25 protein-coding genes and 1 riboswitch are annotated in these 26235 nt (G+C 52.9%); of the genes, 9 read left to right on the top strand and 16 right to left on the bottom strand.

Annotated elements, in window-relative coordinates:
• Positions 1 to 37: 37 nt before the first annotated feature.
• From OGX66_RS02590 to nudC, 6 genes are all read right to left on the bottom strand, one after another.
• Complete coding sequence (locus tag OGX66_RS02590; RefSeq protein WP_003842011.1) at positions 38 to 730, bottom strand: DUF1481 domain-containing protein; 693 nt, start codon at positions 728 to 730, stop codon at positions 38 to 40.
• A gap of 11 nt (positions 731 to 741) precedes the next feature.
• Positions 742 to 1014 (bottom strand): nucleoid-associated protein HU-alpha, encoded by a 273-nt coding sequence (gene hupA / locus OGX66_RS02585; protein WP_001044509.1) that lies wholly within the window; start codon positions 1012 to 1014, stop codon positions 742 to 744.
• 186 nt (positions 1015 to 1200) lie between these two features.
• Positions 1201 to 1791 (bottom strand): YjaG family protein, encoded by a 591-nt coding sequence (locus OGX66_RS02580; RefSeq protein ID WP_003842015.1) that lies wholly within the window; start codon positions 1789 to 1791, stop codon positions 1201 to 1203.
• Between the two features lie 33 nt (positions 1792 to 1824).
• Positions 1825 to 2505, bottom strand: a complete 681-nt coding sequence (gene nfi, locus OGX66_RS02575) for a deoxyribonuclease V (protein ID WP_003033072.1) — start codon at positions 2503 to 2505, stop codon at positions 1825 to 1827.
• A gap of 9 nt (positions 2506 to 2514) precedes the next feature.
• On the bottom strand, positions 2515 to 3579 hold the full coding sequence (hemE, locus tag OGX66_RS02570; RefSeq protein WP_057102433.1) for a uroporphyrinogen decarboxylase: 1065 nt from the start codon (positions 3577 to 3579) through the stop codon (positions 2515 to 2517).
• A 50-nt stretch (positions 3580 to 3629) separates the two neighbouring features.
• Complete coding sequence (gene nudC / locus OGX66_RS02565) at positions 3630 to 4403, bottom strand: NAD(+) diphosphatase (RefSeq protein ID WP_003033074.1); 774 nt, start codon at positions 4401 to 4403, stop codon at positions 3630 to 3632.
• Positions 4404 to 4499: 96 nt separating this feature from the next.
• On the opposite strand from nudC, the gene OGX66_RS02560 reads away from it, so the two are divergent.
• From OGX66_RS02560 to thiH, 7 genes are all read left to right on the top strand, one after another.
• Entirely contained in the window at positions 4500 to 4988 is a 489-nt protein-coding gene (locus OGX66_RS02560) for an Rsd/AlgQ family anti-sigma factor (protein WP_003033077.1), read from the top strand.
• A 51-nt stretch (positions 4989 to 5039) separates the two neighbouring features.
• A riboswitch (TPP riboswitch) is annotated at positions 5040 to 5162 on the top strand.
• A gap of 81 nt (positions 5163 to 5243) precedes the next feature.
• Positions 5244 to 7142 carry a phosphomethylpyrimidine synthase ThiC gene (gene thiC / locus OGX66_RS02555; RefSeq protein ID WP_003842020.1) on the top strand — a complete coding sequence of 633 codons (1899 nt, stop codon included), beginning with the start codon at positions 5244 to 5246 and terminating at the stop codon, positions 7140 to 7142.
• Positions 7142 to 7777 carry a thiamine phosphate synthase gene (thiE, locus tag OGX66_RS02550; protein ID WP_270939480.1) on the top strand — a complete coding sequence of 212 codons (636 nt, stop codon included), beginning with the start codon at positions 7142 to 7144 and terminating at the stop codon, positions 7775 to 7777. The genes thiC and thiE overlap by 1 nt, the downstream gene beginning before the upstream one ends.
• Positions 7770 to 8528, top strand: a complete 759-nt coding sequence (locus OGX66_RS02545; protein WP_046671421.1) for a HesA/MoeB/ThiF family protein — start codon at positions 7770 to 7772, stop codon at positions 8526 to 8528. Before thiE ends, OGX66_RS02545 begins: the two co-directional genes overlap by 8 nt.
• Positions 8509 to 8709, top strand: a complete 201-nt coding sequence (thiS, locus tag OGX66_RS02540; RefSeq protein WP_003033088.1) for a sulfur carrier protein ThiS — start codon at positions 8509 to 8511, stop codon at positions 8707 to 8709. Before OGX66_RS02545 ends, thiS begins: the two co-directional genes overlap by 20 nt.
• A 1-nt stretch (position 8710) precedes the next feature.
• Entirely contained in the window at positions 8711 to 9481 is a 771-nt protein-coding gene (gene thiG / locus OGX66_RS02535; protein ID WP_003842025.1) for a thiazole synthase, read from the top strand.
• Positions 9478 to 10599 carry a 2-iminoacetate synthase ThiH gene (thiH, locus tag OGX66_RS02530; protein WP_270939481.1) on the top strand — a complete coding sequence of 374 codons (1122 nt, stop codon included), beginning with the start codon at positions 9478 to 9480 and terminating at the stop codon, positions 10597 to 10599. Before thiG ends, thiH begins: the two co-directional genes overlap by 4 nt.
• 131 nt (positions 10600 to 10730) lie before the next feature.
• Here thiH and cspG read toward each other — a convergent pair whose 3' ends face one another.
• A complete protein-coding gene (gene cspG, locus OGX66_RS02525; RefSeq protein ID WP_003033098.1) occupies positions 10731 to 10943 on the bottom strand; it encodes a cold shock protein CspG in 213 nt (70 codons plus the stop codon).
• 1090 nt (positions 10944 to 12033) lie between these two features.
• Between cspG and OGX66_RS02520 the strand changes: the two genes are divergently transcribed.
• Positions 12034 to 12339, top strand: coding sequence for a PTS sugar transporter subunit IIB (locus tag OGX66_RS02520; protein WP_003033102.1), 306 nt, complete (start codon positions 12034 to 12036; stop codon positions 12337 to 12339).
• Between the two features lie 4 nt (positions 12340 to 12343).
• Positions 12344 to 12661: a PTS lactose/cellobiose transporter subunit IIA gene (locus tag OGX66_RS02515; protein ID WP_003033104.1), complete on the top strand. Its 318-nt coding sequence runs from the start codon at positions 12344 to 12346 to the stop codon at positions 12659 to 12661.
• A 111-nt stretch (positions 12662 to 12772) separates the two neighbouring features.
• Here the strand turns inward: OGX66_RS02515 and rpoC are convergent, their stop codons facing one another.
• The 9 genes from rpoC to tuf form a co-directional block, all read right to left on the bottom strand.
• Positions 12773 to 16996, bottom strand: coding sequence for a DNA-directed RNA polymerase subunit beta' (gene rpoC / locus OGX66_RS02510; protein WP_003033107.1), 4224 nt, complete (start codon positions 16994 to 16996; stop codon positions 12773 to 12775).
• A 76-nt stretch (positions 16997 to 17072) separates the two neighbouring features.
• On the bottom strand, positions 17073 to 21101 hold the full coding sequence (gene rpoB / locus OGX66_RS02505; RefSeq protein WP_003033111.1) for a DNA-directed RNA polymerase subunit beta: 4029 nt from the start codon (positions 21099 to 21101) through the stop codon (positions 17073 to 17075).
• 320 nt (positions 21102 to 21421) lie between these two features.
• Entirely contained in the window at positions 21422 to 21787 is a 366-nt protein-coding gene (rplL, locus tag OGX66_RS02500; protein ID WP_003033114.1) for a 50S ribosomal protein L7/L12, read from the bottom strand.
• A 66-nt stretch (positions 21788 to 21853) separates the two neighbouring features.
• The gene (gene rplJ, locus OGX66_RS02495; protein ID WP_001207203.1) at positions 21854 to 22351 is read right to left on the bottom strand and encodes a 50S ribosomal protein L10; all 498 of its coding nucleotides are present in this window, start codon (positions 22349 to 22351) and stop codon (positions 21854 to 21856) included.
• Between the two features lie 418 nt (positions 22352 to 22769).
• Complete coding sequence (gene rplA / locus OGX66_RS02490) at positions 22770 to 23477, bottom strand: 50S ribosomal protein L1 (RefSeq protein WP_003033119.1); 708 nt, start codon at positions 23475 to 23477, stop codon at positions 22770 to 22772.
• 3 nt (positions 23478 to 23480) lie between these two features.
• On the bottom strand, positions 23481 to 23909 hold the full coding sequence (gene rplK / locus OGX66_RS02485; RefSeq protein WP_003033122.1) for a 50S ribosomal protein L11: 429 nt from the start codon (positions 23907 to 23909) through the stop codon (positions 23481 to 23483).
• A 154-nt stretch (positions 23910 to 24063) separates the two neighbouring features.
• Positions 24064 to 24609 carry a transcription termination/antitermination protein NusG gene (gene nusG / locus OGX66_RS02480; protein WP_003033125.1) on the bottom strand — a complete coding sequence of 182 codons (546 nt, stop codon included), beginning with the start codon at positions 24607 to 24609 and terminating at the stop codon, positions 24064 to 24066.
• 1 nt (position 24610) lies between these two features.
• Positions 24611 to 24994 (bottom strand): preprotein translocase subunit SecE, encoded by a 384-nt coding sequence (secE, locus tag OGX66_RS02475; RefSeq protein WP_003033128.1) that lies wholly within the window; start codon positions 24992 to 24994, stop codon positions 24611 to 24613.
• Positions 24995 to 25224: 230 nt separating this feature from the next.
• Positions 25225 to 26235 (bottom strand): elongation factor Tu (gene tuf, locus OGX66_RS02470; RefSeq protein WP_127674166.1); only part of this gene is annotated, 1011 nt, incomplete at its 5' end.

Below are 26235 nucleotides of genomic sequence, written 5' to 3'. Positions count from 1 at the left end.
TACGGATCAGGCCTGCTGACTACCTGTCTTCAGGTTTTCAGAAAGTTTTGGCTGTAGGCTGCCAGTGACAAAAATCTTCATTGGCGACTAGCAGTAGCTGCGACCCTTCGGGCGCTTCCAGCCATGCCACACTCACCTCTACGGATGAATGTTTCTGGCGGCGCTCGATATGGTTTATCGCCCACGACTCCAGGTCTGGCTTCAGCGTTTCACCTTCACAGGTTGTGACCGTGTTATCCGCATGCCAACGTCCCTGACGCAATATCACCCGTCCCTGACGCAGCGCATCGCTGGTCTGGCGAATTTGATCGGCGCGATAGCGGTAAAGCGCGATTTGATCGCTGGAAAGCTGCTGCTTCTGCCCGTCGACTTCACGCTGCATGAAGCTCAGTTCGCCCCGGTCATCGAAGCGTATACGGACATGTTCAGCCGGTTTACTGTAAACGTTGAGTTCTATCAGAGAGAGCGAATCACCCTGCCAGCGGTATTCACTGGTAGTGGTTTCGCCTTTTCGCCACGGACTAAATACCGAGAGCAAGTGAACATCGTCACCGGAGTCTTTACGCCAAATGCGTACCGCCCCCTGATCGCCAACATAGCCGCTGGCCGTGAACGGAGGAAGCTCAGAATGGCTACCGCAGGCAGACAGTAACAGAACACCTGAAAGCCAAAGCGTATGACGCCAGATGGACAAAAGGGGCGAAACCGCCCCTTCGTTAAAACTGTTCACTGCCACGCGAATTACTTAACCGCGTCTTTCAGTGCTTTACCAGAAACAAATGCCGGTACGTTAGCTGCGGCAATTTTGATTTCTTTACCGGTCTGCGGGTTGCGGCCAGTGCGCTCAGCACGGTGGTTCACTTTGAAGGTACCGAAACCAACCAGTTGTACAGCATCGCCTTCTTTCAGAGACTCAGTAATAGCAGCCAGAGTGGATTCCAGAGCAGCTTTAGCCTGTGTTTTAGACAGTTCTGCTTTGTCTGCAATTACATCAATCAGTTGAGTCTTGTTCATAAGTTATCCTTACAATGTGTTTATCGCTTGCTAAGCATCGAGTGCGACGGAAATGCCAGAAAAGCACTCTCCTGCATACACGCACCGATAGCCACTTTTTTTCGCCCCCCAAATGTAGACCAGACCGGGGGCGGATGGGAAGCCTTCAGGCACGACAAATCAGGCGTTAAATCACGTTTTGTGGTGTCATTGCTGAAAATTTATACCAATATTGCTCTCGCCAGCCTCGCGCAGGTCTGCACGCAGCCCTTTTATCAGCTCAATATCGCGTTCTTCACAGTCGGCTAAAAGTCGGAAAATTTCCCACTGAATATCCCATTCTTGCTCAACGGCAGGGTTCTCTTTGAGCTCCTCATCGGTCATTTCGCGACCAGCCTGGGTCATTTCCAGCATCGCTACCGTCGTAATCGAAGCTTTACTAACTTCAATTGCATGCTCCAGCGTTTCACCGCTAAGACGTGAATGCATCAGTTCGCTTAATGCCACACAGGCATCAATCGCCGGATAAACGCCGTACAGATCGTAATCGTCTGCAGAAGGAATGGCCTCTTCAAACTTTTCCAACTGGCTGTCGAAATTGATTTTCGCGTCTTTAACCGTCAGCGCTTCCCAAATCAGATCCAGAATTCGGCGGTAAATCTGTCCATCGCCAAATTCAGTTTGCTTGCAGAACATGGCGTAATTCGGGTACATGCGTTCGCACAGACAGGCCATAAATGTGACGTGCTGCCAGCTTTCCAGCTTCTCCAGACGCAGGTGAATCGGATTTTGTAACATGATGAGTTCTCAAATACGGAAATTAGCCGCAGTTTACCCGATATGGGGCGCTTTTGCTGCAAGCCGCGTAAAAGCCGGGCGTTCGGATGCCACCGCATCTGCCCAGCGCGTTGGTTCCGGCAGACGATAGCCGTTCATACAGCGTTGTACCCACGCCAGTGCGCTGTCCATACTCACGCGGTGGCCCGTAGAGATAAACAACGGGTTACAGCGCGCTTTGCTGCGCCAGACCCATGCCAGCTGTTCGCCTTTATCCAGCAATGGCACTAGCGCACCGGGTTCAGCAGCGAGCGGTTCAAACTTGCCACACAGCCGTTTTTTCGCCACACCGATCGTTGGGACGTCCACCAGCAGGCCAAAATGGCTGGCCACGCCCAGACGGCGCGGGTGCGAAATGCCGTGCCCGTCAACGAACAGCAGATCTGGCTTGTGCGAGAGCAGTTGCCAGGCGGCCATCAGCGCGGGGGTTTCACGAAAGGAGAGAAAACCGGGAATGTAAGGCATGGTAGTGGCGATACGCGCCACCTTGTATTCAACCAGTTCAAGCGTGGGATACTTCAGTAAGACCATAGCGGCTCGCGTCACTTCGCCACCCTGCTCAAACCCAACGTCCGCCCCGCCGATCAGATCCGGCGGATCGTTCTTCAGACGATCCTCGCGGATCAATGAAGAGGCCAGTTCAAGCTGCTGCGCGCGTAATGACGCGAGATCCATAATGACTCCTTAACGGTGGTACTGTTCGGACAACCGATGTACCGCCTCCACAAAGACACCCGCATGTTCTGGCGGGACGTCCTGATGAATGCCGTGACCCAGGTTAAAGACATGCCCTTCGCCCTGACCGAATCCGGCCAGAATTGTCGCCACCTCTTCTTCGATGCGGGCTGGCGGTGCATACAGCATGGACGGATCCATATTGCCCTGTAGCGCCACTTTATGACCTACACGACGACGCGCATCGGCAATGTCAGTGGTCCAGTCGAGACCTAACGCATCACAACCGGTTTCCGCCATCGCTTCCAGCCACTGACCACCGCCTTTGGTAAACAGGGTCACAGGTACGCGACGACCTTCGTTCTCGCGTAGCAGGCCATCGACGATTTTGTGCATGTAGTACAGGGAGAACTGCTGATAGTCGCGACCGGTCAACACACCGCCCCAGGTATCGAAAATCATCACCGACTGCGCGCCAGCTTTAATCTGCGCGTTCAGATACAGCGTGACGCTCTTCGCCAGCTTATCAAGCAGCAGATGCAGCGCTTTAGGGTCGGCATACATCATCTTTTTAATCACGGTGAAGGCTTTGCTGCTGCCGCCTTCAACCATGTAGGTCGCCAGCGTCCACGGGCTACCGGAGAAGCCGATCAGCGGCACTTCGCCTTTCAGTTCACGGCGGATAGTGCGCACCGCGTTCATCACGTATCCAAGCCCATCTTCCGGGTCCGGGATCGGCAGTTTGTCGACGTCAACCTTGCTGGTAATCGGAGAGGTGAAGCGTGGGCCTTCTCCTGCTTCAAAATACAGCCCGAGTCCCATCGCATCCGGGATCGTCAGGATATCGGAGAAGAGGATCGCGGCATCAAGTTTATAGCGACGCAGCGGCTGCAGCGTGACTTCGCAGGCCAGCTCGGCATTTTTGCACAGCGCCATAAAATCGCCCGCTTCGGCACGGGTAGCTTTGTATTCCGGTAGATAACGGCCTGCCTGGCGCATCATCCATACCGGAGTGACATCAACGGGCTGGCGCAGCAGCGCACGCAGATAACGATCGTTCTTCAGTTCGGTCATTTTTGCAGTTCCTTATTGCGTCAGTCCATCAGTGTATCACCACTCGCTCTTTACTCGTACTCAGCCCGACACATTGCCACAGTATCTTCAATCAATCGACGCGCGACAGTACCCGGCGGGGGCAAGAGCGGTAAATCGTCATAGCGATACCAGTTCGCTTCCAGCAGCTCTTTCGGGTCGATGACGATTTCGCCGCTATCATACTCCGCCATAAATGCGGTCATCAAAGACTGTGGGAACGGCCACGGCTGAGAAGTGACATAGCGCAGGTTTTTCACCTTAATGCCGCTCTCTTCCATTACTTCACGCGCCACCGCCTGCTCGAGGGTCTCGCCCACTTCGACAAAACCCGCCAGCACGGTATGCACGCCGTTGCGATGGCGAACATGTTGGGCGAGCAGGATGGAATCATCTCGGCGAATAGCGACAATTATGCAGGGAGCAATTTGCGGGTAATAACGTTCGCGGCAGTGACTACAGAGCATCGCCCACTCCGTTTTACTCGGGTGCATGGGATGGCCGCAGTAACCGCAGAATTTATGCGAGCGGTAAAACTCCGCCAGTTGTACGCCTCGTCCGGCCAGTTGAAACAGGCCAACGTCCTGGTCAATGACCTGGCGCACCGACCCCATATCGTGTCGACGCTGCTGCTGCACCAGCCAGACAGTTTCCCCTTCCCACTCGCCTATTGGCAGCGCGCGCTGACCAATCAGATCAAAACGGGCTGCGTCGCCATAAGGTAGCTCGCCATGAGGTAACCATAACTTTTGCTCATGACTGACAATCCACCAGCCGCTATCTAATTTTTCAATTATACGATCCATATCTCTTGCGCAACCTTTGCTTCACAGGCATGTTGTTTACATTATTTTTACATTTACGGGTGAGCAGTTCCTAAACACCATCTTGCGGAGTCAATCATGCTAAACCAGCTGGAAAGCCTGACGGAGCACGTCGGAGGAAGTAATAAACTGGTTGATCGCTGGCTACATGTACGTAAGCACCTGCTCGTGGCTTACTACAATCTGGTTGGCATTAAGCCTGGCAAAGAATCGTACATGCGACTCAATGAAAAGGCGCTGGATGATTTTTGTCAGAGCCTGGTCGATTACCTCTCCACCGGACACTTCAGTATTTATGAACGTATTCTCCATAAATTGGAAGGGAACGGGCAGCTTTTAAAAGCCACAAAAATTTGGCCGCTGCTGGAAGCCAATACGCAGCTGATCATGGACTACTATGACTCCAGCCTGGAAACTGCGATTGATCATGATAACTTCCTTGAGTTTCAAAAGGTTTTATCGGATCTCGGCGAGGCGCTGGAAGCCCGGTTCGTGCTCGAAGATAAGCTGATCATGCTGGTATTTGATGCGATGCACGAGAGTGGCACTCTCAAACGTCCTGCTTGAGATTTGTCGCATTAACGCGTAGTTTACATTCATTACCTCTAAGATAGAGGTTACTTCTTGTCGGAGTGCTTATTTTCCACAACAGCATGAGTGGAAAAGGCTGAGACCGTTAATTCGGGATCCGCGGAACCTGATCAGGTTAAGACCTGCGAAGGGAACAAGAGTCAATCTGCAACTGTATCGCCCCTGGGCGATCGTCTCTCTTGCTTCATCCGTCGTCTGACAAGCCACGTCCTTACTTTTTTGGAATGAGCTATGTCTGCCACTACTAAACCATCACGCCGCGAACAGCGCGCGCAAGCCCAACACTTTATCGATACCCTGGAAGGGACCGCCTTCCCTAACTCAAAACGCATTTATATTACCGGTTCGCAGCCGGATATCCGCATTCCGATGCGCGAAATCCAGCTTAGCCCGACGCTGATTGGCGGCAGCAAAGACAACCCGCAATTTGAAGACAACGAAGCCGTGCCGGTGTACGACACATCCGGGCCGTATGGCGATCCTGACGTGGAGATTAACGTCCAGCAGGGCCTGGCAAAACTGCGCCAGCCGTGGATTGCGGCGCGTAACGACAGCGAAGAACTAGACGACCGCAGCTCCGCTTATACCAAAGAACGTCTGGCCGACGATGGCCTGGACGAGCTGCGTTTCAGCGGCCTGCTGACGCCAAAGCGCGCCAAAGCCGGTAAGCGCGTGACCCAGTTGCACTACGCCCGTCAGGGGATCGTCACGCCAGAGATGGAGTTTATCGCCATCCGTGAAAATATGGGCCGCGAGCGTATTCGTAGTGAAGTGCTGCGCCACCAGCATCCGGGGATGAACTTTGGCGCTCGTCTGCCGGAAAATATCACCCCGGAATTCGTGCGTGATGAAGTCGCTGCGGGCCGGGCGATTATTCCTGCCAACATCAACCACCCGGAATCCGAGCCGATGATCATCGGCCGCAACTTCCTGGTGAAGGTGAATGCCAACATCGGTAACTCGGCGGTCACTTCCTCTATCGAAGAAGAGGTAGAAAAACTGGTGTGGTCGACCCGCTGGGGCGCAGATACGGTGATGGACCTCTCCACCGGTCGCTATATTCACGAAACCCGCGAGTGGATCCTGCGTAACAGCCCGGTGCCGATCGGCACCGTACCGATCTACCAGGCGCTGGAGAAGGTCAATGGGATCGCCGAAGATCTCACCTGGGAAGCGTTCCGCGATACGTTGCTGGAACAGGCCGAACAGGGCGTGGACTACTTCACCATCCATGCCGGCGTACTGCTGCGCTACGTGCCGATGACCGCTAAACGCCTGACCGGAATTGTCTCGCGCGGCGGTTCGATCATGGCGAAATGGTGCCTTTCTCATCACAAAGAAAACTTCCTGTTTGAACATTTCCGCGAAATTTGTGAAATCTGCGCCGCCTACGACGTCTCGCTCTCTCTCGGCGACGGCCTGCGCCCGGGTTCGATTCAGGATGCCAACGACGAAGCGCAGTTCTCCGAACTGCATACGCTGGGCGAGCTGACCAAAATCGCCTGGGAATACGACGTGCAGGTGATGATTGAAGGCCCAGGGCATGTGCCGATGCATATGATCCAACGCAACATGACCGAAGAGCTGGAGAGCTGCCACGAAGCGCCGTTCTACACCTTAGGGCCGTTGACGACAGATATCGCGCCGGGCTATGACCACTTCACCTCCGGCATTGGCGCGGCGATGATCGGCTGGTTTGGCTGCGCGATGCTGTGCTACGTCACGCCAAAAGAGCACCTCGGCTTGCCGAACAAAGAAGACGTGAAGCAAGGGCTGATTACCTACAAAATTGCCGCTCACGCCGCCGACCTGGCGAAGGGGCACCCGGGTGCGCAGATCCGCGACAACGCGATGTCGAAAGCGCGCTTCGAATTCCGCTGGGAAGACCAGTTTAACCTCGCGCTCGACCCGTTCACTGCCCGCGCCTATCACGATGAAACCCTGCCGCAGGAGTCCGGCAAAGTCGCCCATTTCTGCTCCATGTGCGGGCCGAAGTTCTGCTCGATGAAAATCAGCCAGGAAGTACGCGACTACGCCGCCGCGCAGACTATTGAAGTGGGAATGGCAGATATGTCGGAGAACTTCCGCGCCAAAGGCGGTGAAATCTACCTCAAAAAAGAGGAGGCATAATGTACCAGCCTGATTTCCCGACCGTGCCGTTCCGCCTCGGGCTTTACCCGGTGGTGGACAGCGTGCAATGGATTGAACGCCTGCTGCAGGCGGGCGTACGCACGATCCAACTGCGCATTAAAGATAAGCGTGATGAAGAGGTCGAAGCCGACGTCATGGCCGCCATTGAATTGGGGCGTCGCTATGACGCCCGCCTGTTTATCAACGACTACTGGCGGCTGGCGATTAAGCACAACGCTTACGGCGTGCATCTGGGCCAGGAAGACCTTGAAACCACCGATCTGAAGGCGATTCAGGCGGCGGGGCTGCGCCTGGGTGTCTCCACTCACGATGATATGGAGATCGACATCGCGCTGGCGGCTAAGCCTTCTTATATCGCACTCGGCCACGTTTTCCCCACGCAAACCAAGCAGATGCCTTCCGCTCCGCAGGGGCTGACGCAGCTGGCAAGTCATATTGAACGACTGGCCGATTACCCGACCGTCGCCATTGGCGGCATCAGCCTGGAACGTGCGCCCGCGGTGCTGGCAACCGGCGTCGGCAGCATTGCCGTGGTCAGCGCCATTACCCAGGCGGCTGACTGGCAGGCAGCCACGGCGCAGCTGCTCGACATAGCGGGAGTCGGCGATGAATGACCGCGACTTTATGCGTTACAGCCGGCAGATCCTGCTCGGCGATATCGCTATTGAGGGCCAACAAAAGCTGCTCGACAGCCATGTGCTGATTATCGGTTTAGGCGGGTTAGGTTCGCCTGCCGCGCTGTATCTGGCGGGAGCAGGTATCGGCAAACTGACGCTGGTAGACGATGACGACATTCATTTGAGCAATCTGCAGCGCCAGATCCTGTTTACCACTGATGATATCGCGCGTTCAAAATCGCAGATTGCCCAGCAGCGCCTGACGCGGCTCAACCCGGATATCGAACTGGTATCGCTCCAGCAGCGACTGAAAGGCGATGCGCTCCGGCATGCGGTAGCGCGGGCCGACGTGGTGCTCGACTGTACCGACAACATGGCCACGCGTCAGGAAATTAACGCCGCCTGCGTGTCGCTCAACACCCCGCTCATCACCGCCAGCGCCGTCGGTTTCGGCGGCCAGTTGATGGTGCTCACGCCACCGTGGGAGCAAGGTTGTTACCGCTGCCTGTGGCCGGATGATGTAGAGCCTGAACGCAACTGCCGTACCGCCGGTATCGTCGGCCCGGTTGTCGGCGTGATGGGCACCTTGCAGGCGCTGGAAGCCATCAAACTGCTTAGCGGCATTGCGACGCCCAGCGGCGAGTTACGCCTGTTTGACGGTAAAACCAGCCAGTGGCGCAGCTTCGCACTACGACGTGCCAGCGGCTGCCCGGTATGTGGAGGGCAACATGCAGATTCAGTTCAATGATGAGCCGATGCAGTGCGCCGAGGGACAAACCGTCAGCGGGCTGCTCACCGAGCTTAATCAGCTTAAACCGGGCGCGGCGCTGGCGCTCAATCAGCAGATCCTGCCGCGCGAGCAGTGGCAGCAGCAAATCGTGCAGGAAGGCGACCAGATCCTGCTTTTTCAGGTTATTGCAGGGGGTTGATATGTTACGTATTGCCGACAAAACGTTTGATTCACATCTGTTCACCGGTACCGGAAAATTTGCCTCATCGCAGCTGATGGTCGAGGCGATTCGCGCCTCCGGCAGCCAGTTGGTGACGCTGGCCATGAAGCGCGTGGATTTGCGCCAGCATAACGATGCCATTCTGGCCCCGCTTATCGACGCGGGCGTGACGCTGCTGCCTAACACCTCCGGAGCGAAAACCGCTGAAGAGGCGATTTTCGCCGCCCAACTGGCGCGTGAAGCGTTGGGCACAAACTGGCTGAAATTAGAAATCCACCCGGATGCCCGCTGGCTATTGCCGGATCCGATTGAAACACTAAAAGCTGCCGAAGCGCTGGTGAAACAGGGCTTTGTGGTGCTGCCCTACTGCGGTGCGGACCCGGTACTGTGCAAGCGGCTGGAAGACGTGGGCTGCGCGGCGGTGATGCCGCTCGGCGCACCTATCGGCTCTAACCAGGGGCTGGAAACCAAAGCGATGCTGGAGATTATTATCCAGCAGGCGACCGTGCCGGTGGTGGTTGATGCAGGCATCGGCGTGCCCAGCCACGCCACGCAGGCGCTGGAAATGGGCGCCGACGCAGTGCTGGTCAACACGGCAATCGCGGTAGCCGACAGCCCGGTGATGATGGCCACCGCTTTCCGTCTGGCAGTTGAAGCAGGCCTTTTGGCGCGCCAGGCGGTACCTGGAAGCAAAAGCTCGCAGGCAAATCCCACCAGCCCGTTAACCGGATTCCTGGAGGCCTTCGCATGAAAACGTTCAGCGACCGGTGGCGACAACTGGACTGGGACGACATCCGCCTGCGCATCAACGGTAAAACCGCCGCTGACGTGGAGCACGCCCTCAAGGCTTCGCATCTTAGTCGCGACGATCTGATGGCATTGCTCTCTCCTGCCGCCGCCGATTATCTGGAGCCGCTTGCGCAACGGGCGCAAAAGCTCACCCGCCAGCGTTTTGGCAACACGGTGAGCTTTTACGTGCCGTTGTATCTCTCCAACCTTTGTGCCAACGACTGCACCTACTGCGGTTTTTCGATGAGCAACCGTATCAAACGCAAAACGCTGGACGAAGATGAGATACAACGTGAGTGTGCGGCTATCCGTGAGCTGGGCTTTGAGCATCTGCTATTGGTCACCGGTGAACATCAGGCCAAAGTGGGGATGGATTACTTTCGTCGCCATTTGCCTGCCATTCGCCGCCAGTTTGCTTCTTTACAGATGGAAGTACAGCCGCTGTCAGAGGCTGAATATGCGGAGCTGAAGACGCTGGGACTGGATGGCGTGATGGTGTATCAGGAGAGCTATCATGAGGCGATTTACGCCCGCCACCATCTGAAGGGGAAAAAGCAGGATTTCTTCTGGCGACTGGAAACGCCGGATCGGCTGGGCCGCGCAGGGATCGACAAAATCGGTCTTGGCGCGTTGATTGGTTTGTCCGACAGCTGGCGGGTTGACTGCTATATGGTAGCTGAACATCTGCTGTGGATGCAGCAGCATTACTGGCAGAGCCGCTACTCTATCTCCTTCCCTCGCCTGCGCCCATGCACCGGAGGCGTTGAGCCTGCATCGATCATGGATGAGCGACAGTTGGTCCAGACCATTTGCGCGTTTCGTTTACTGGCACCAGAAATTGAGCTGTCGCTCTCCACCCGCGAATCGCCATGGTTTCGTGACCATGTGATCCCGTTGGCGATCAACAACGTCAGCGCCTTCTCAAAAACCCAGCCCGGTGGTTATGCCGATAACCATCCCGAACTGGAACAGTTCTCCCCGCACGACGATCGTCGCCCGGAAGCCGTTGCTGAAGCACTGATGGCGCAGGGATTACAGCCCGTATGGAAAGACTGGGACAGCTATCTGGGACGCGCTTAACAGGTACCGTAAGTCAGGAGCGATCGCATAAACAAAAAAACCCGCTTTCGCGGGTTTTTTCTTCACTGGTGCTTAACTGCTCGGGCTCTGGCCTTCATCGCTATCGTAAGCCTTCGTGAAATTATCGGCGTTTACAGCGCGACAACGTTAACAGCAGACGGGCCTTTAGCGCCATTCTCCACGGAGAACTCCACCTTTTGACCTTCGTCTAACGTTTTAAAATCGTTACTCTGGATAGCGGAAAAATGCACAAACACATCCTTGCTACCGTCCTGAGGAGTGATAAAGCCGAAGCCTTTATCAGAGTTAAACCATTTTACTAAACCAGTCATTTTGTTAGACATAGATACTTCCTTTCATGTTTTTGAGCCGCTTATGCAGCGAAGATGGCCTGTTTTGCAGAAATAAACTTATGGGGCACTTAGGAGGAGGCTCATGAAGAAGAGTATCTGAGGATAACGCTTGAACTGAGAACTGCTTTACTAAAACTGCTTGCATAAGGTCTGTGTTCCAAACCGATGCAGCTATAGTAGACCTACTTCTAATCATTAAGCAAGCATTAATTTTTTTAATACCCACTGAGTGATGCAATGTTGAACCAACGCGGCTAAGCATCCTGGATAACAGCTTGATCTACAATGAACAAAAGCCCCGACTATTGCAGTCAGGGCTTTACGTTACTACACACTTCAAATTTAACATTAATAAACTTAACGATTTAATACTGCTGATGGTACTACTTTAAAATGTACACGTTTACTACAGATAATATTGGATATTGATACTAACTAAAGCTTTCCTCTATTTACCGTTAAACACATTCCACCCGCTTGATAATAGAACTCAAGGCTGGTGACCTAAACAAGTACACTTCCCCTCGCGACATATACTCTTTGATGCGTTGCCTTATTTCCCTCGTGATAACTAAAAAGCAGAAATCACGAACAATTACTATTAAATCATGGCGTTACATCGTCGCGTTTTACTGATTTTTTGCGATTAGATATATCAACTACGTGGCCTGAAAGCATTGTCGAGGTGAAAAAATAGCGTTTTCAGCATCGACTATCCCATACAAAAATACTTCGTGGCCTTTATCGCAAACCCCAATCAAGCTCTACTAACACTTACTACGTTAACAGCAAACTACAATTTCTCCGCTGTTAAGTATTAACATACGGGTTTAAAAAACGCTGTCAATACTGTTTTTTATAACATGTCTTTATTGACAGTAATTATATATTCCAGCATGTGATAAGCGAGTCAAAAAGCCGCTGGTCCCGGTCCAGATCGCAGGGTTTGGCCTCTTTTTGTAACCGGTTTCAGAAAAAGCGGTTTTCTTTGTGATGCCTTGCACACAATCGTTGCAAAGCAGTTGTTGCTATAGCTGGCTCGCGATAATTATCAACTCACACATGTTGATCGAGACTGCTTATGAAAAACATCGTTTTATGCTGTGCCGCCGGAATGTCCACCAGCATGCTGGTGCAAAGGATGAAAGATGCCGCCCAGAAAAAAGGCGTCGACGTTACTATCAAAGCCGTCCCGGTGGCCGAGTTTGAAGAGAATATCGCTACAGCGGATATCGTTTTGCTCGGTCCACAGGTTAAGTATGAACAGGCCAAGCTACAGGCGATCGCCGACCCACTAGGCAAAAAGGTCGCCGTTATCGACATGATGGATTACGGCATGATGAAAGGCGATGCGGTGCTAGACAAGGCGCTGAAACTACTGGAGTGATGGTATGGAAGAGTTAGAAACGATCATCATGGAGTTATTGGTAAACGCTGGCGCTGCACGCAGCCAGGCCCTGACGGCATTGCAACTGGCGCGTAAAGGTGATTTCTCCGGTGCAGAACAAGCGATGACGGAATCACGCGAGTACGTTAAACAAGCGCATAAAATCCAGACCCAGCTGATCGGAATTGACGAAGGAACCGGCAAGCTACCGGTTAATCTCATCACCGTCCATTCGCAGGATCACCTGATGAACGCGATGGTGATTCAGGATTTGGCGGGAGATATGATTGAGCTTTATCGGCGGTTACCGCCGGTAAATTAATGACACTGCCTGATGGCTTCGTAGCCTCGTAGACCTGATAAGCGCCATCAGAAATAAACCTGGACATAAAAAAACCCGCCGAAGCGGGTTTTTTATTATGGTCGGCAACGATTAATCGTTGTCAGAACCGCCCAGGCCTGCGTTCAGCAGTTCTGCCAGGCTGGCAGACGCATCTTCAGCAGTCACCTGCGGTGCAGCTGGCAGTTCGCCCGCTGCGCGACGGCGCATACGATCCTGGTGGTACGCGTAACCAGTACCTGCCGGGATCAGACGACCCACGATTACGTTCTCTTTCAGACCGCGCAGTTCATCACGTTTACCTGCAACAGCGGCTTCGGTCAGGACACGCGTGGTTTCCTGGAACGATGCTGCAGAGATGAAGGACTCGGTTGCCAGAGACGCTTTGGTGATACCCAGCAGATCGCGGGAGAACGTTGCACCCACTTTGCCGTTCGCTTCCAGCTCGCGGTTAGCGATCTTGACGCGGGAGTATTCAACCTGCTCGCCTTCCAGGAAGTCGGAGCTACCAGCGCTTTCGATGGTGGCTTTACGCAGCATCTGACGAACGATAACTTCGATGTGTTTATCGTTAATCTTAACACCCTGCAGACGGTATACGTCCTGAACTTCGTTAACGATGTAACGAGTTACAGCATGCACACCACGCAGACGCAGGATGTCGTGCGGCGCTTCCGGACCGTCGGAAACAACGTCACCACGTTCTACACGTTCACCTTCGAACACGTTGAGCTGACGCCATTTCGGAATCATCTCTTCGTACGGTTCGCTACCGTCTACCGGGGTGATAACCAGACGACGTTTACCTTTGGTTTCTTTACCGAAGGAAATGATGCCGCTTATTTCAGCCAGGATTGCCGGCTCTTTCGGACGACGTGCTTCGAACAGGTCAGCAACGCGCGGCAGACCACCGGTGATATCCTTGGTACCGCCGGATTCCTGCGGAACACGCGCCAGGGTGTCACCAGAACTGATCTGTACGCCATCTTCCAGCTGAACAATCGCTTTACCCGGCAGGAAGTACTGAGCAGGCATATCGGTGCCTGGGATCAGAACGTCGTTGCCCTGAGCATCAACAATTTTCAGTGCCGGACGCAGGTCTTTACCACCCGCAGTACGCTCTGCAGAATCCAGAACCACCAGAGAAGACAGACCGGTCAGCTCGTCGGTCTGACGAGTAATGGTCTGGCCGTCGATCATGTCAGTGAAGCGGACAAAACCACTCACTTCGGTGATAACCGGCATGGTGTGCGGATCCCAGTTTGCTACGGTTTCGCCGCCAGCAACCTGTTCGCCATCACCTTTCGCCATAACGGAGCCGTAAGGCACTTTATAGCTTTCTTTGGTACGGCCGAATTCGTCGATCAGTTTCAGTTCGGTGTTACGTGAGGTGATAACCAGTTTACCGCTGGAGTTCACAACCGACTTCGCATTGCTCAGACGGATGCTACCTTTGTTTTTCACCTGAATGCTGGATTCAGCAGCCGCACGAGATGCCGCACCACCGATGTGGAACGTACGCATCGTCAGCTGTGTACCCGGTTCACCGATGGACTGTGCCGCGATAACGCCGATTGCTTCACCTTTGTTGATGATGTGGCCACGCGCTAGGTCACGACCGTAGCAGTGCGCACATACACCAAAGTCGGTGTCACAAGATACAACAGAACGGACTTTAACGGAGTCAACGGAGTTCTCTTCCAGCAGATCACACCACTGTTCGTGCAGCAGCGTGTTGCGTGGAACCAGAATATCCGCCGTACCCGGCTTCAGAACGTCTTCAGCAGTTACACGACCCAGAACGCGATCGCGCAGCGGCTCTTTAACGTCACCACCCTCGATAACCGGGGTCATGGTGATGCCTTCCAGAGTGCCGCAATCGTCTTCAGTAACAACCAGGTCCTGCGCAACGTCGACCAGACGACGAGTCAGATAACCGGAGTTCGCTGTTTTCAGTGCGGTATCCGCCAGACCTTTACGCGCACCGTGAGTAGAGATGAAGTACTGGAGTACGTTCAGACCTTCACGGAAGTTCGCGGTGATTGGCGTTTCGATGATGGAGCCATCTGGCTTCGCCATCAGACCACGCATACCGGCCAGCTGACGAATCTGTGCTGCAGAACCACGCGCACCGGAGTCGGCCATCATGTAGATGCTGTTGAAGGAAACCTGCTGCTCTTCTACACCGTCACGGTTAATAACGGTTTCGGTTTGCAGGTTATCCATCATCGCTTTGGATACACGATCGTTCGCCGCAGCCCAGATATCGATAACTTTGTTATAGCGTTCGCCCGCGGTTACCAGACCAGACTGGAACTGCTCCTGGATCTCAGCAACTTCAGCTTCCGCTTCAGAGATGATCTCGTGTTTCTTCTCCGGGATGACCATGTCATCAATACCAACAGATGCACCTGAACGCGCTGCATAAGCAAAGCCGGTGTACATTGTCTGGTCAGCGAAGATAACGGTCGGCTTCAGGCCCAGAATGCGGTAACAGGTGTTCAGCATTTTGGAGATAGCTTTCTTGCCCAGCGCCTGGTTAACGATGGAGAAAGGCAGACCTTTCGGTACGATCATCCACAGAATGGCGCGACCAACGGTCGTGTCTTTCAGACTGGTGTGCGCAACGAATTCGCCGTTTTCATCTTTTTCGTATTCAGTGATACGCACTTTAACGCGCGCATGCAGAGAGGCCAGACCTGCGCGATAGATACGCTCAGCTTCTTTCGGGCCAGTCAGCACCATGCCTTCGCCTTTGGCGTTAACACAGTCACGGGTCATGTAGTACAGACCCAATACAACGTCCTGAGACGGAACGATGATAGGTTCGCCGTTCGCCGGAGACAGGATGTTGTTGGTAGACATCATCAGCGCACGCGCTTCGAGCTGGGCTTCCAGCGTCAGCGGTACGTGAACAGCCATCTGGTCACCATCGAAGTCGGCGTTATATGCCGCACAAACCAGCGGGTGAAGCTGGATAGCTTTACCTTCGATCAGTACCGGTTCAAATGCCTGGATACCCAGACGGTGCAGTGTTGGTGCACGGTTCAGCAGTACCGGGTGTTCGCGGATAACTTCGTCCAGGATATCCCAAACGACAGCTTCTTCACGCTCAACCATTTTCTTAGCGGCTTTGATGGTGGTGGCCAGGCCACGCAGTTCCAGCTTGCCGTAGATGAACGGTTTGAACAGTTCCAGTGCCATTTTCTTCGGCAGGCCGCACTGATGCAGACGCAGGTATGGACCTACGGTGATTACAGAACGACCAGAGTAGTCAACACGCTTACCGAGCAGGTTCTGACGGAAACGACCCTGCTTACCTTTGATCATGTCGGCCAAAGATTTCAGAGGACGTTTGTTAGAACCGGTGATCGCACGACCGCGACGACCGTTATCCAGCAGGGCGTCAACCGCTTCCTGCAGCATACGTTTTTCGTTGCGTACGATGATGTCCGGCGCAGCCAGATCCAGCAGACGCTTCAGACGGTTGTTACGGTTGATAACGCGACGATACAGATCGTTCAGATCCGACGTTGCGAAACGACCACCATCCAGCGGAACCAGCGGACGCAGATCTGGCGGCAGAACCGGCAGAACGGTCAGGATCATCCACTCTGGCTTGTTGCCAGACTGTACGAAGGCTTCCAGCAGTTTGATACGCTTGGTTAGCTTCTTACGCTTGGTTTCGGAGTTGGTTTCGTTCAGCTCTTCGCGCAGAGTTTCACACTCTTGCTCCAGATCCATGCTCTTCAGCAGGGCCTGGATTGCTTCCGCACCCATCTTCGCGTCGAATTCGTCACCGAACTCTTCCAGCGCGTCCAGATACTGCTCTTCAGTCAGGATCTGTTGACGTTCCAGATTAGTCATACCGCCTTCGATAACCACATAAGATTCGAAGTACAGTACGCGTTCGATATCACGCAGCGGCATATCAAGCAGCAAACCGATACGGGACGGCAGAGATTTCAGGAACCAGATGTGAGCAGTCGGAGACGCCAGCTCGATGTGGCCCATACGCTCACGGCGTACTTTGGTCTGGGTCACTTCAACGCCGCACTTCTCACAGATCACACCACGGTGTTTCAGGCGCTTGTACTTACCGCACAGGCACTCGTAGTCTTTTACCGGCCCAAAGATACGGGCGCAGAAAAGGCCGTCACGTTCAGGTTTGAACGTACGGTAGTTGATGGTTTCCGGCTTCTTAACTTCACCGAAAGACCATGAACGGATCATGTCTGGCGAGGCCAGAGCAATTTTGATCGCATCAAACTCTTCGGTTTTAGTCTGCGCTTTCAGAAACTTTAATAAATCTTTCACGGATTTGCTCCCGTCGGAGTTAGCACAATCTGGCGCTGGCTGTTACGCCAGCACCAGTGACCTGTTTGATCGAGAGTTACTCGTCTTCCAGCTCGATGTTGATACCCAGCGAACGAATCTCTTTCAACAGTACGTTGAAGGATTCCGGCATGCCTGGTTCCATCTGATGGTTGCCGTCCACGATGTTTTTATACATCTTAGTACGACCGTTCACGTCATCAGACTTAACGGTGAGCATTTCCTGCAGGGTGTATGCTGCGCCATATGCTTCCAGCGCCCACACTTCCATCTCCCCGAAGCGCTGACCACCGAACTGCGCCTTACCACCCAGCGGCTGCTGAGTAACCAGGCTGTAAGAACCGGTAGAACGCGCATGCATCTTGTCATCAACCAGGTGGTTCAGTTTCAGCATGTACATGTAGCCAACGGTAACCTGGCGCTCGAACTGCTCACCGGTACGACCGTCGAACAGTGTGATCTGACCGGAAGTCGGCAGGCCACCCAGCTGTAACAGTTCCTTGATTTCAGACTCTTTCGCACCGTCGAATACCGGCGTTGCGATCGGCATACCTTTTTTCAGGTTTTCAGCCAGACGCAGAACTTCTTCATCACTGAAGGTATTCAGGTCAACTTTCTGACGAACATCTGAACCCAGATCGTAAGCACGCTGGATGAATTCGCGCAGTTTCGCGACTTCCTGCTGCTGTTTCAGCATGGCGTTGATCTTATCGCCGATACCTTTTGCAGCCATACCCAGGTGGGTTTCAAGGATCTGACCGATGTTCATACGCGATGGTACGCCCAGCGGGTTCAGTACGATATCTACCGGCGTACCGTTAGCATCGTGTGGCATATCTTCGATCGGGTTGATCTTAGAGATTACACCCTTGTTACCATGACGACCTGCCATCTTATCACCAGGCTGGATCCGACGTTTAACCGCCAGATAAACCTTAACAATCTTCAGCACGCCCGGTGCCAGATCGTCGCCCTGAGTGATTTTACGGCGTTTCGCTTCGAGTTTTTTCTCGAATTCGTGTTTCAGTTCGTCGTACTGCTCAGCCAGTTGTTCCAGCTGATTCTGTTTTTCTTCGTCGGTCAGGCCGAGTTCTAACCAGCGGTCGCGTGGCAGTTTGTCGAGCTTCTCAGCTTCAACACCACCGGAAACCAGCACAGCGTAGATACGGCTGAACAGGCCAGCTTCGAGGATCTGCAGTTCTTCAGACAGGTCTTTTTTCGCCTGCTTCAGCTGCATCTCTTCGATTTCCAGCGCACGTTTGTCTTTTTCTACGCCATCGCGAGTAAAGACCTGAACGTCGATAATCGTACCGGAAACACCGTTTGGCACGCGCAGAGAAGAGTCTTTAACGTCAGACGCTTTCTCACCGAAGATCGCACGCAGCAGCTTCTCTTCTGGCGTCAGTTGGGTTTCACCTTTCGGCGTTACCTTACCAACCAGAATGTCGCCACCGGTCACTTCCGCACCGATATAAACGATACCGGATTCATCCAGTTTGGAGAGCGCAGCTTCACCCACGTTCGGGATGTCAGCGGTGATCTCTTCTGGCCCCAGCTTGGTGTCACGGGACACGCATGCCAGTTCCTGAATGTGGATGGTGGTGAAACGGTCTTCCTGGACAACACGCTCGGATACGAGGATGGAGTCTTCGAAGTTGTAACCATTCCATGGCATGAATGCCACGCGCATGTTCTGGCCCAGCGCCAGTTCACCGAGGTCGGTGGACGGACCGTCAGCCAGCACATCACCACGTTCAACCGGCTCGCCCAGAGATACGCAAGGCATCTGGTTGATACAGGTGTTCTGGTTAGAACGGGTGTATTTGGTCAGGTTATAAATGTCGATACCTGCTTCGCCCGGGTACATCTCGTCTTCGTTAACTTTGATAACGATACGGGAAGCATCCACGTACTGAACAGTACCGCCACGTTTAGCAACTGCAGTAACACCGGAGTCAACGGCAACAGCACGTTCCATACCGGTACCAACCAGCGGCTTATCAGCGCGCAGAGTCGGAACCGCCTGACGTTGCATGTTCGCACCCATCAATGCACGGTTGGCGTCATCGTGTTCCAGGAACGGGATCAGGGACGCACCGACGGATACCACCTGCTGGGTGGATACGTCCATGTAGTCAACCTGATCACGGCTGAACAAGCTGGATTCGCCTTTGCTACGGCAGGTAACCAGATCTTCTACAAAGTGGCCTTCGTCATCCAGGTTGGAGTTCGCCTGAGCGATAACGTAGTTGCCTTCTTCGATAGCAGACAGGTAATGAATTTCGTCAGTTACAACACCGTCGGTCACTTTACGGTACGGAGTCTCGAGGAAGCCGTATTCGTTAGTCTGTGCATACACGGACAGGGAGTTGATCAGACCGATGTTCGGACCTTCAGGCGTTTCGATTGGACATACGCGACCGTAGTGAGTCGGGTGTACGTCTCGAACTTCGAAGCCTGCGCGTTCACGGGTCAGACCGCCTGGGCCGAGTGCAGAGATACGACGTTTGTGCGTAATCTCAGACAGCGGGTTGTTCTGGTCCATAAACTGAGACAGCTGGCTGGAACCAAAGAACTCTTTCACTGCTGCAGAAATCGGCTTGGCGTTGATCATATCCTGAGGCATCAGGGTATCCAGATCGCCCAGAGACAGACGCTCTTTCACCGCACGCTCAACACGTACCAGGCCAACGCGGAACTGGTTTTCCGCCATTTCGCCTACGGAACGGATACGACGGTTGCCGAGGTGGTCGATATCATCGACTTCGCCTTTACCGTTACGGATATCGATGAGCTTCTTCATCACTTCGATGATGTCGTCTTTGCTCAGGATACCGGAACCTTCGATTTCGTCGCGCAGCAGAGAACGGTTGAACTTCATACGACCGACCGCAGACAGGTCATAGCGGTCTTCGGAGAAGAACAGGTTCTCGAACAGGCTTTCAGCAGCTTCACGAGTCGGCGGCTCACCAGGACGCATCATGCGGTAGATTTCTACCAGTGCGCTCAGACGATCGTTGGTTGGGTCGACGCGTACAGTTTCAGAAATGTACGGGCCGTGGTCCAGATCGTTAGTGAACAGCGTTTCGATACGCTTGTGACCAGACTGGCTCAGCTTAGCCAGCAGATCCAGGCTCAGCTCCATGTTAGCTGCGCAGATCAACTCGCCAGTAGATTCGTCAACGTAGTCTTTAGCCGCAACTTTACCAGCAATGTATTCAACCGGAACTTCGATATGTTTGATATCGTCTTTTTCCAGTTGGCGAATGTGGCGCGCAGTGATGCGACGGCCTTTTTCGACGTAGACTTTGCCGTTAGCTTCAATGTCAAAGGAGGCGGTTTCACCACGCAGGCGTTCCGGCACCAGTTCCATCTGCAGTTTGTTGTCGCGAATTTCGAAAACAACTTTTTCAAAGAACAGGTCAAGGATCTGCTCAGTGGTGTAGTTCAGTGCACGCAGAATAATGGTCGCAGGCAGTTTACGGCGACGGTCAATACGTACGAACAGGTTGTCCTTCGGATCGAATTCGAAGTCCAGCCAGGAACCACGGTAAGGGATGATGCGCGCGTTATACAGCACTTTACCCGAAGAGTGGGTTTTACCTTTGTCGGAGTCAAAGAAGACGCCAGGACTACGGTGCAGCTGAGAAACGATAACACGCTCAGTACCATTGATTACAAAGGTACCGTTGTCAGTCATGAGCGGAATTTCGCCCATGTAGACTTCTTGTTCTTTAATGTCTTTTACGGTGCCTTCCGGCGCTTCGCGCTCGTAGATCACCAGACGCAGTTTTACGCGCAGCGGTGCGGAATAGGTCACGCCACGGATCTGACATTCCTGAACGTCAAACACCGGTTCGCCAAGGCGGTAGCTGACGTATTGCAGCTCGGAATTACCGCTGTAGCTCTGAATCGGGAAAACGGAACGGAAAGCTGCTTCCAGACCATACTGCCCTTCAGGATCTTGCTCGATGAACTTCTGAAACGAGTCAAGCTGGATAGAAAGGAGATAAGGTATGTCCAACACTTGTGGACGTTTACCAAAATCCTTACGAATACGTTTTTTCTCGGTATAGGAGTAAACCATTAGGGTTCCTCAGCTCGCTGACAAGTCGACCCATCTGTCCGACGAAGGGACAGTTTGTGCAACACTATTTTGTTGACCGGAAAATCGAATACTTTCCGCAATGCCTGTTGCTATCACGCTTAAACCATTTCATTGCGATTTACACAGAACTGATGCTCTGTCGCAGTATATTAAGACGTCGATAGAAACAAGCATTGAAAGGCACAGCAGTAGTCAAACAGTGTGAAATGCTACTGGCGCCTTACAGCGCAAAAAGGCTGGTGACTAAAAAGTCACCAGCCATCAGCCTAATTTCTTAGGCTGCAACCAGAAAAGTTGGCTTATTTAACTTCAACTTCAGCGCCAGCTTCTTCCAGAGATTTTTTCAGTGCTTCTGCGTCGTCTTTGCTGATGCCTTCTTTCAGGGCAGCCGGAGCAGATTCTACCAGGTCTTTAGCTTCTTTCAGACCCAGGCCAGTTGCGCCACGTACTGCTTTGATAACAGCAACTTTGTTAGCGCCAGCAGCTTTCAGAATTACGTCGAATTCAGTTTTTTCTTCAGCAGCTTCAGCCGGGCCAGCAGCTACAGCTACAGCAGCAGCAGCGGAAACACCGAATTTTTCTTCCATTGCAGAGATCAGTTCTACAACGTCCATTACGGACATAGCGGATACTGCTTCAATGATTTGATCTTTAGTGATAGACATTTAAATTGTTCCTGAAAATCAGAATAAGTTTATACGTAAGCAGATGCTTGAGAAAGATAACTGCGATTAAGCAGCTTCTTTCGCATCGCGTACAGCAGCCAGAGTACGAACCAGTTTGCCAGCCGAAGCTTCTTTCATGGTTGCCATCAGGCGTGCAATTGCTTCTTCGTAGGTCGGCAGAGTTGCCAGGCGATCGATTTGCGATGCCGGGATCAATTCACCTTCAAAGGCTGCGGCTTTGACCTCAAATTTTGCATTCGCTTTCGCGAACTCTTTGAACAGACGAGCAGCAGCGCCCGGGTGTTCCATAGAGTATGCAATCAGGGTCGGACCAACAAACGTGTCTTTCAGGCACTCGAACTGAGTACCTTCAACGACGCGGCGCAGCAGGGTGTTACGAACAACACGCATGTATACGCCAGCTTCACGACCTGCTTTACGCAGTTCAGTCATTTTATCTACAGTTACGCCACGGGAATCCGCAACTACTGCAGACAGCGCGCCTTTGGCTACTTCGCTGACTTCAGCAACAATCGCTTGTTTGTCTTGAAGATTTAAAGCCATTAGCTTTGCTCCTGGATGTTTGCCGGAACTCATGTTCCGGAACTCACTTCACTCTCACCAACGGAGAGAGCGTCTAAATACGGTGAGCAGAAACAAGCCAGAGTATCAGAAATAATCTTAGCGTTCTGTCACCGTCTACGCAGGGCATTAAGTTTCTTACGAAACACCTGCGGTCTTCGACGGAGGCCTGGATAGGCCAGGCTCCAACGAACAAATCTTGTCTATGACTTCACCCTTTGAACCGTAGCTGTGTTAGCTGCTCTCGTTCACACCGGTCATGTAGTTAACTACACTCCCGGCGATTCACTCAATTGCTGCCTTGCTACAATTCAAATGACTCGCATAGAGTTCTGTTTATTTCAACAGAAACGTGGGGGTAAGATTGTAGACAAAATCACCGCCCACGTAAAGGCGAATATTAGTTCGCCACAGTCGCAGTCAGACCGGACTGATCAACGGCAACACCAGCACCCATGGTGGTGGAGATGCTAACTTTCTTGATGTACACGCCTTTAGCCTGAGTCGGTTTCGCTTTTTTCAGCGCAACCAGCAGAGATTCCAGGTTTTCTTTCAGTTTGTCAGCGTCAAAATCCACTTTACCGATGGTAGTGTGAATGATGCCGTTTTTGTCGTTACGGTAACGAACCTGACCTGCTTTAGCGTTCTTAACCGCTTCAGCAACGTTAGGGGTTACAGTACCAACTTTCGGGTTTGGCATCAGGCCGCGCGGACCCAGAACCTGACCCAGTTGGCCAACAACGCGCATTGCATCCGGGGAAGCAATAACAACGTCAAAGTTCATTTCGCCTTTCTTGATCTGGTCAGCCAGATCTTCCATACCTACCAGCTCAGCGCCTGCAGCTTTAGCAGCTTCAGCGTTTGCGCCCTGGGCAAATACGGCTACGCGAACGGAACGGCCAGTACCGTGCGGCAGTACAGTTGCACCACGTACGTTCTGGTCAGATTTACGAGCATCGATGCCGAGGTTAACGGCAACGTCTACGCTTTCTACGAATTTAGCAGTGGCCAGCTCTTTCAGCAGAGCAATAGCTTCGTTGATGTCGTACTGTTTAGTTGCATCAACTTTGTCACGGATCACGCGCATACGCTTGGTCAGTTTAGCCATTTCTTAGTCCTCCACTACCAGGCCCATGGAACGTGCAGTACCTTCAATGGAGCGAGTCATCGCTTCAATGTCGGAACCAGTCATGTCGGCAGCTTTGGTCTGCGCGATTTCCTGCAGCTGAGCGCGGGAAATTTTACCCACTTTGTCTTTGTTCGGCTTACCGGAACCAGACTTGATACCAGCCGCTTTCTTCAGCAGAACTGCTGCAGGAGGCGTTTTGGTAACGAAAGTGAAAGAACGGTCAGCGTAAACGGTGATAACAACCGGGATCGGCAGACCTTTTTCCATGGAATCAGTTTTTGCGTTGAACGCTTTGCAGAATTCCATGATGTTCACGCCTTGTTGACCCAGTGCTGGACCTACCGGCGGACTCGGGTTAGCCATACCAGCTGCAACTTGCAGCTTGACGTAGGCCTGGACTTTCTTAGCCATTCTAAATTCCTCTAGTTGGGTTATAGCGCCTCAAGGAGGCTCCCCGTGATTAAATTCGTTTTACGGACAGGGTCCATAAAAACAAAAGGCGCGAAATTGTATTCCAATCTCGCGCCTTGTGCAACGATTAAATCGCCGCTTTTTTGATCGCTGTTTAGGCTTTTTCTACCTGGGCAAAGTCCAGTTCTACCGGGGTCGCACGACCAAAGATAGAAACAGAGACTTTCAGGCGGGACTTCTCGTAGTCCACTTCTTCAACCACGCCGTTAAAGTCAGCAAACGGACCGTCACTAACGCGAACCATTTCACCTGGCTCAAACATCGTTTTCGGACGCGGTTTATCACCAACCTGCTGCAGACGGTTCATGATCGCATCAACTTCTTTGTCGCTGATCGGCGCCGGACGGTCAGATGTACCGCCGATAAAGCCCATCACACGCGGCACGCTACGCACCAGGTGCCAGCTTGCGTCATTCATCACCATCTGGACCAGTACATAGCCCGGGAAGAATTTACGTTCGCTCTTGCGACGCTGGCCACCACGGATTTCGACCACTTCTTCGGTCGGCACCATGACTTCGCCAAACAGCTCTTCCATATTTTGTAACTTGATATATTCGCGCAGCGACGTGGCTACGCGGCCTTCAAAACCGGAAAACGCCTGAACGACGTACCAGCGCTTTTTAGGGGCTTCAGACATCTTAGAACCTCAGGCCAGTGATAAAGGATACCAGGCGAACCAGAATACCATCCAGTCCCCACAGGATCAGTGACATTACTGCGGTAACCGCAGCCACAATTAATGTGGTGTGCAATGTTTCCTGGCGAGTTGGCCAAATGACCTTACGGACTTCGGTTCTCGCTTCACGGGCAAAAGCAACGGTCGCTTTACCTTTTGTTGTCAACAGCGCGACACCACCCGCTGCGGCAATCAGAATCACTACGGCCAGCGCACGCAGCGGCAGCATCATGTCACGATAGAGGTAGTTGCCAACGATAGCTACAAGCAGCAATACAGCGACAACAACCCACTTCATCGCTTCCAGGCCGCGCCCGCTTCCTTGAGCTTCGGTATTCGCACTCATAAACCAACCTGTCAGAAGTATTCTACAAACATTTTCACCCCGCGTAAGCGAGGCGATCCAAACCGAAATGCTCTGGTGCGTTTCGGACTAAACGCCCTCTTCAGAGCCTGTCTCAGCAATGATTATGACAAAAAAAATCACTGATGAGCCAGGTTCTGGTGTGAAAGCGTGCAAAAAGGGCATCAAATGATGCCCTTTTATTGCGCATTGCGTCAAATGTTATTCGGCAATTAGCTCATTACTTTAGCAACAACGCCCGCACCAACAGTACGGCCGCCTTCACGGATTGCGAAACGCAGACCGTCGTCCATCGCGATCGGGTGGATCAGGGTAACAACCATTTTGATGTTGTCGCCCGGCATTACCATCTCTACGCCTTCCGGCAGTTCGATGGTACCAGTCACGTCAGTAGTACGGAAGTAGAACTGCGGACGGTAGCCTTTGAAGAACGGAGTATGACGGCCGCCTTCGTCTTTGGACAGAATGTACACTTCAGATTCGAACTTGGTGTGCGGCTTGATAGAGCCCGGCTTAGCCAGTACCTGACCACGTTCGATTTCTTCACGTTTGATACCACGCAGCAGAACACCAACGTTCTCACCAGCACGGCCTTCGTCCAGCAGTTTGCGGAACATTTCAACGCCAGTACAGGTAGACTTAGCAGTCTCTTTGATACCAACGATTTCAACTTCTTCACCAACCTTGATGATACCGCGCTCTACACGACCGGTAACAACGGTACCACGACCGGAGATGGAGAATACGTCTTCGATAGGCAGCAGGAACGGCTTGTCAATCGCACGCTCTGGTTCTGGGATGTAAGAATCCAGGAAGCCAGCCAGTTCGATGATTTTCGCTTCCCACTCTGCTTCGCCTTCCAGCGCTTTCAGAGCAGAACCACGAACGATCGGAGTGTCGTCGCCCGGGAAATCGTACTGAGACAGAAGTTCACGAACTTCCATTTCTACCAGTTCCAGCAGCTCTTCGTCATCAACCATGTCGCATTTGTTCAGGAACACGATGATGTACGGAACGCCTACCTGACGACCCAGCAGGATGTGCTCACGAGTCTGCGGCATCGGGCCGTCAGTCGCAGCAACAACCAGGATCGCGCCGTCCATCTGCGCAGCACCGGTGATCATGTTTTTAACATAGTCGGCGTGGCCCGGGCAGTCTACGTGTGCGTAGTGGCGAGTCGGGGTGTCATATTCAACGTGAGAAGTGTTGATGGTGATACCACG

The sequence above is a fragment of the Citrobacter sp. Cf072 genome, assembly GCF_030334485.1.
In the GTDB taxonomy this organism is placed as follows: Bacteria; Pseudomonadota; Gammaproteobacteria; order Enterobacterales; family Enterobacteriaceae; genus Citrobacter; species Citrobacter freundii.
The sequence above is the reverse complement of the archived record's forward strand: the minus strand, read 5'-3'. Positions and strand labels throughout refer to the sequence as shown.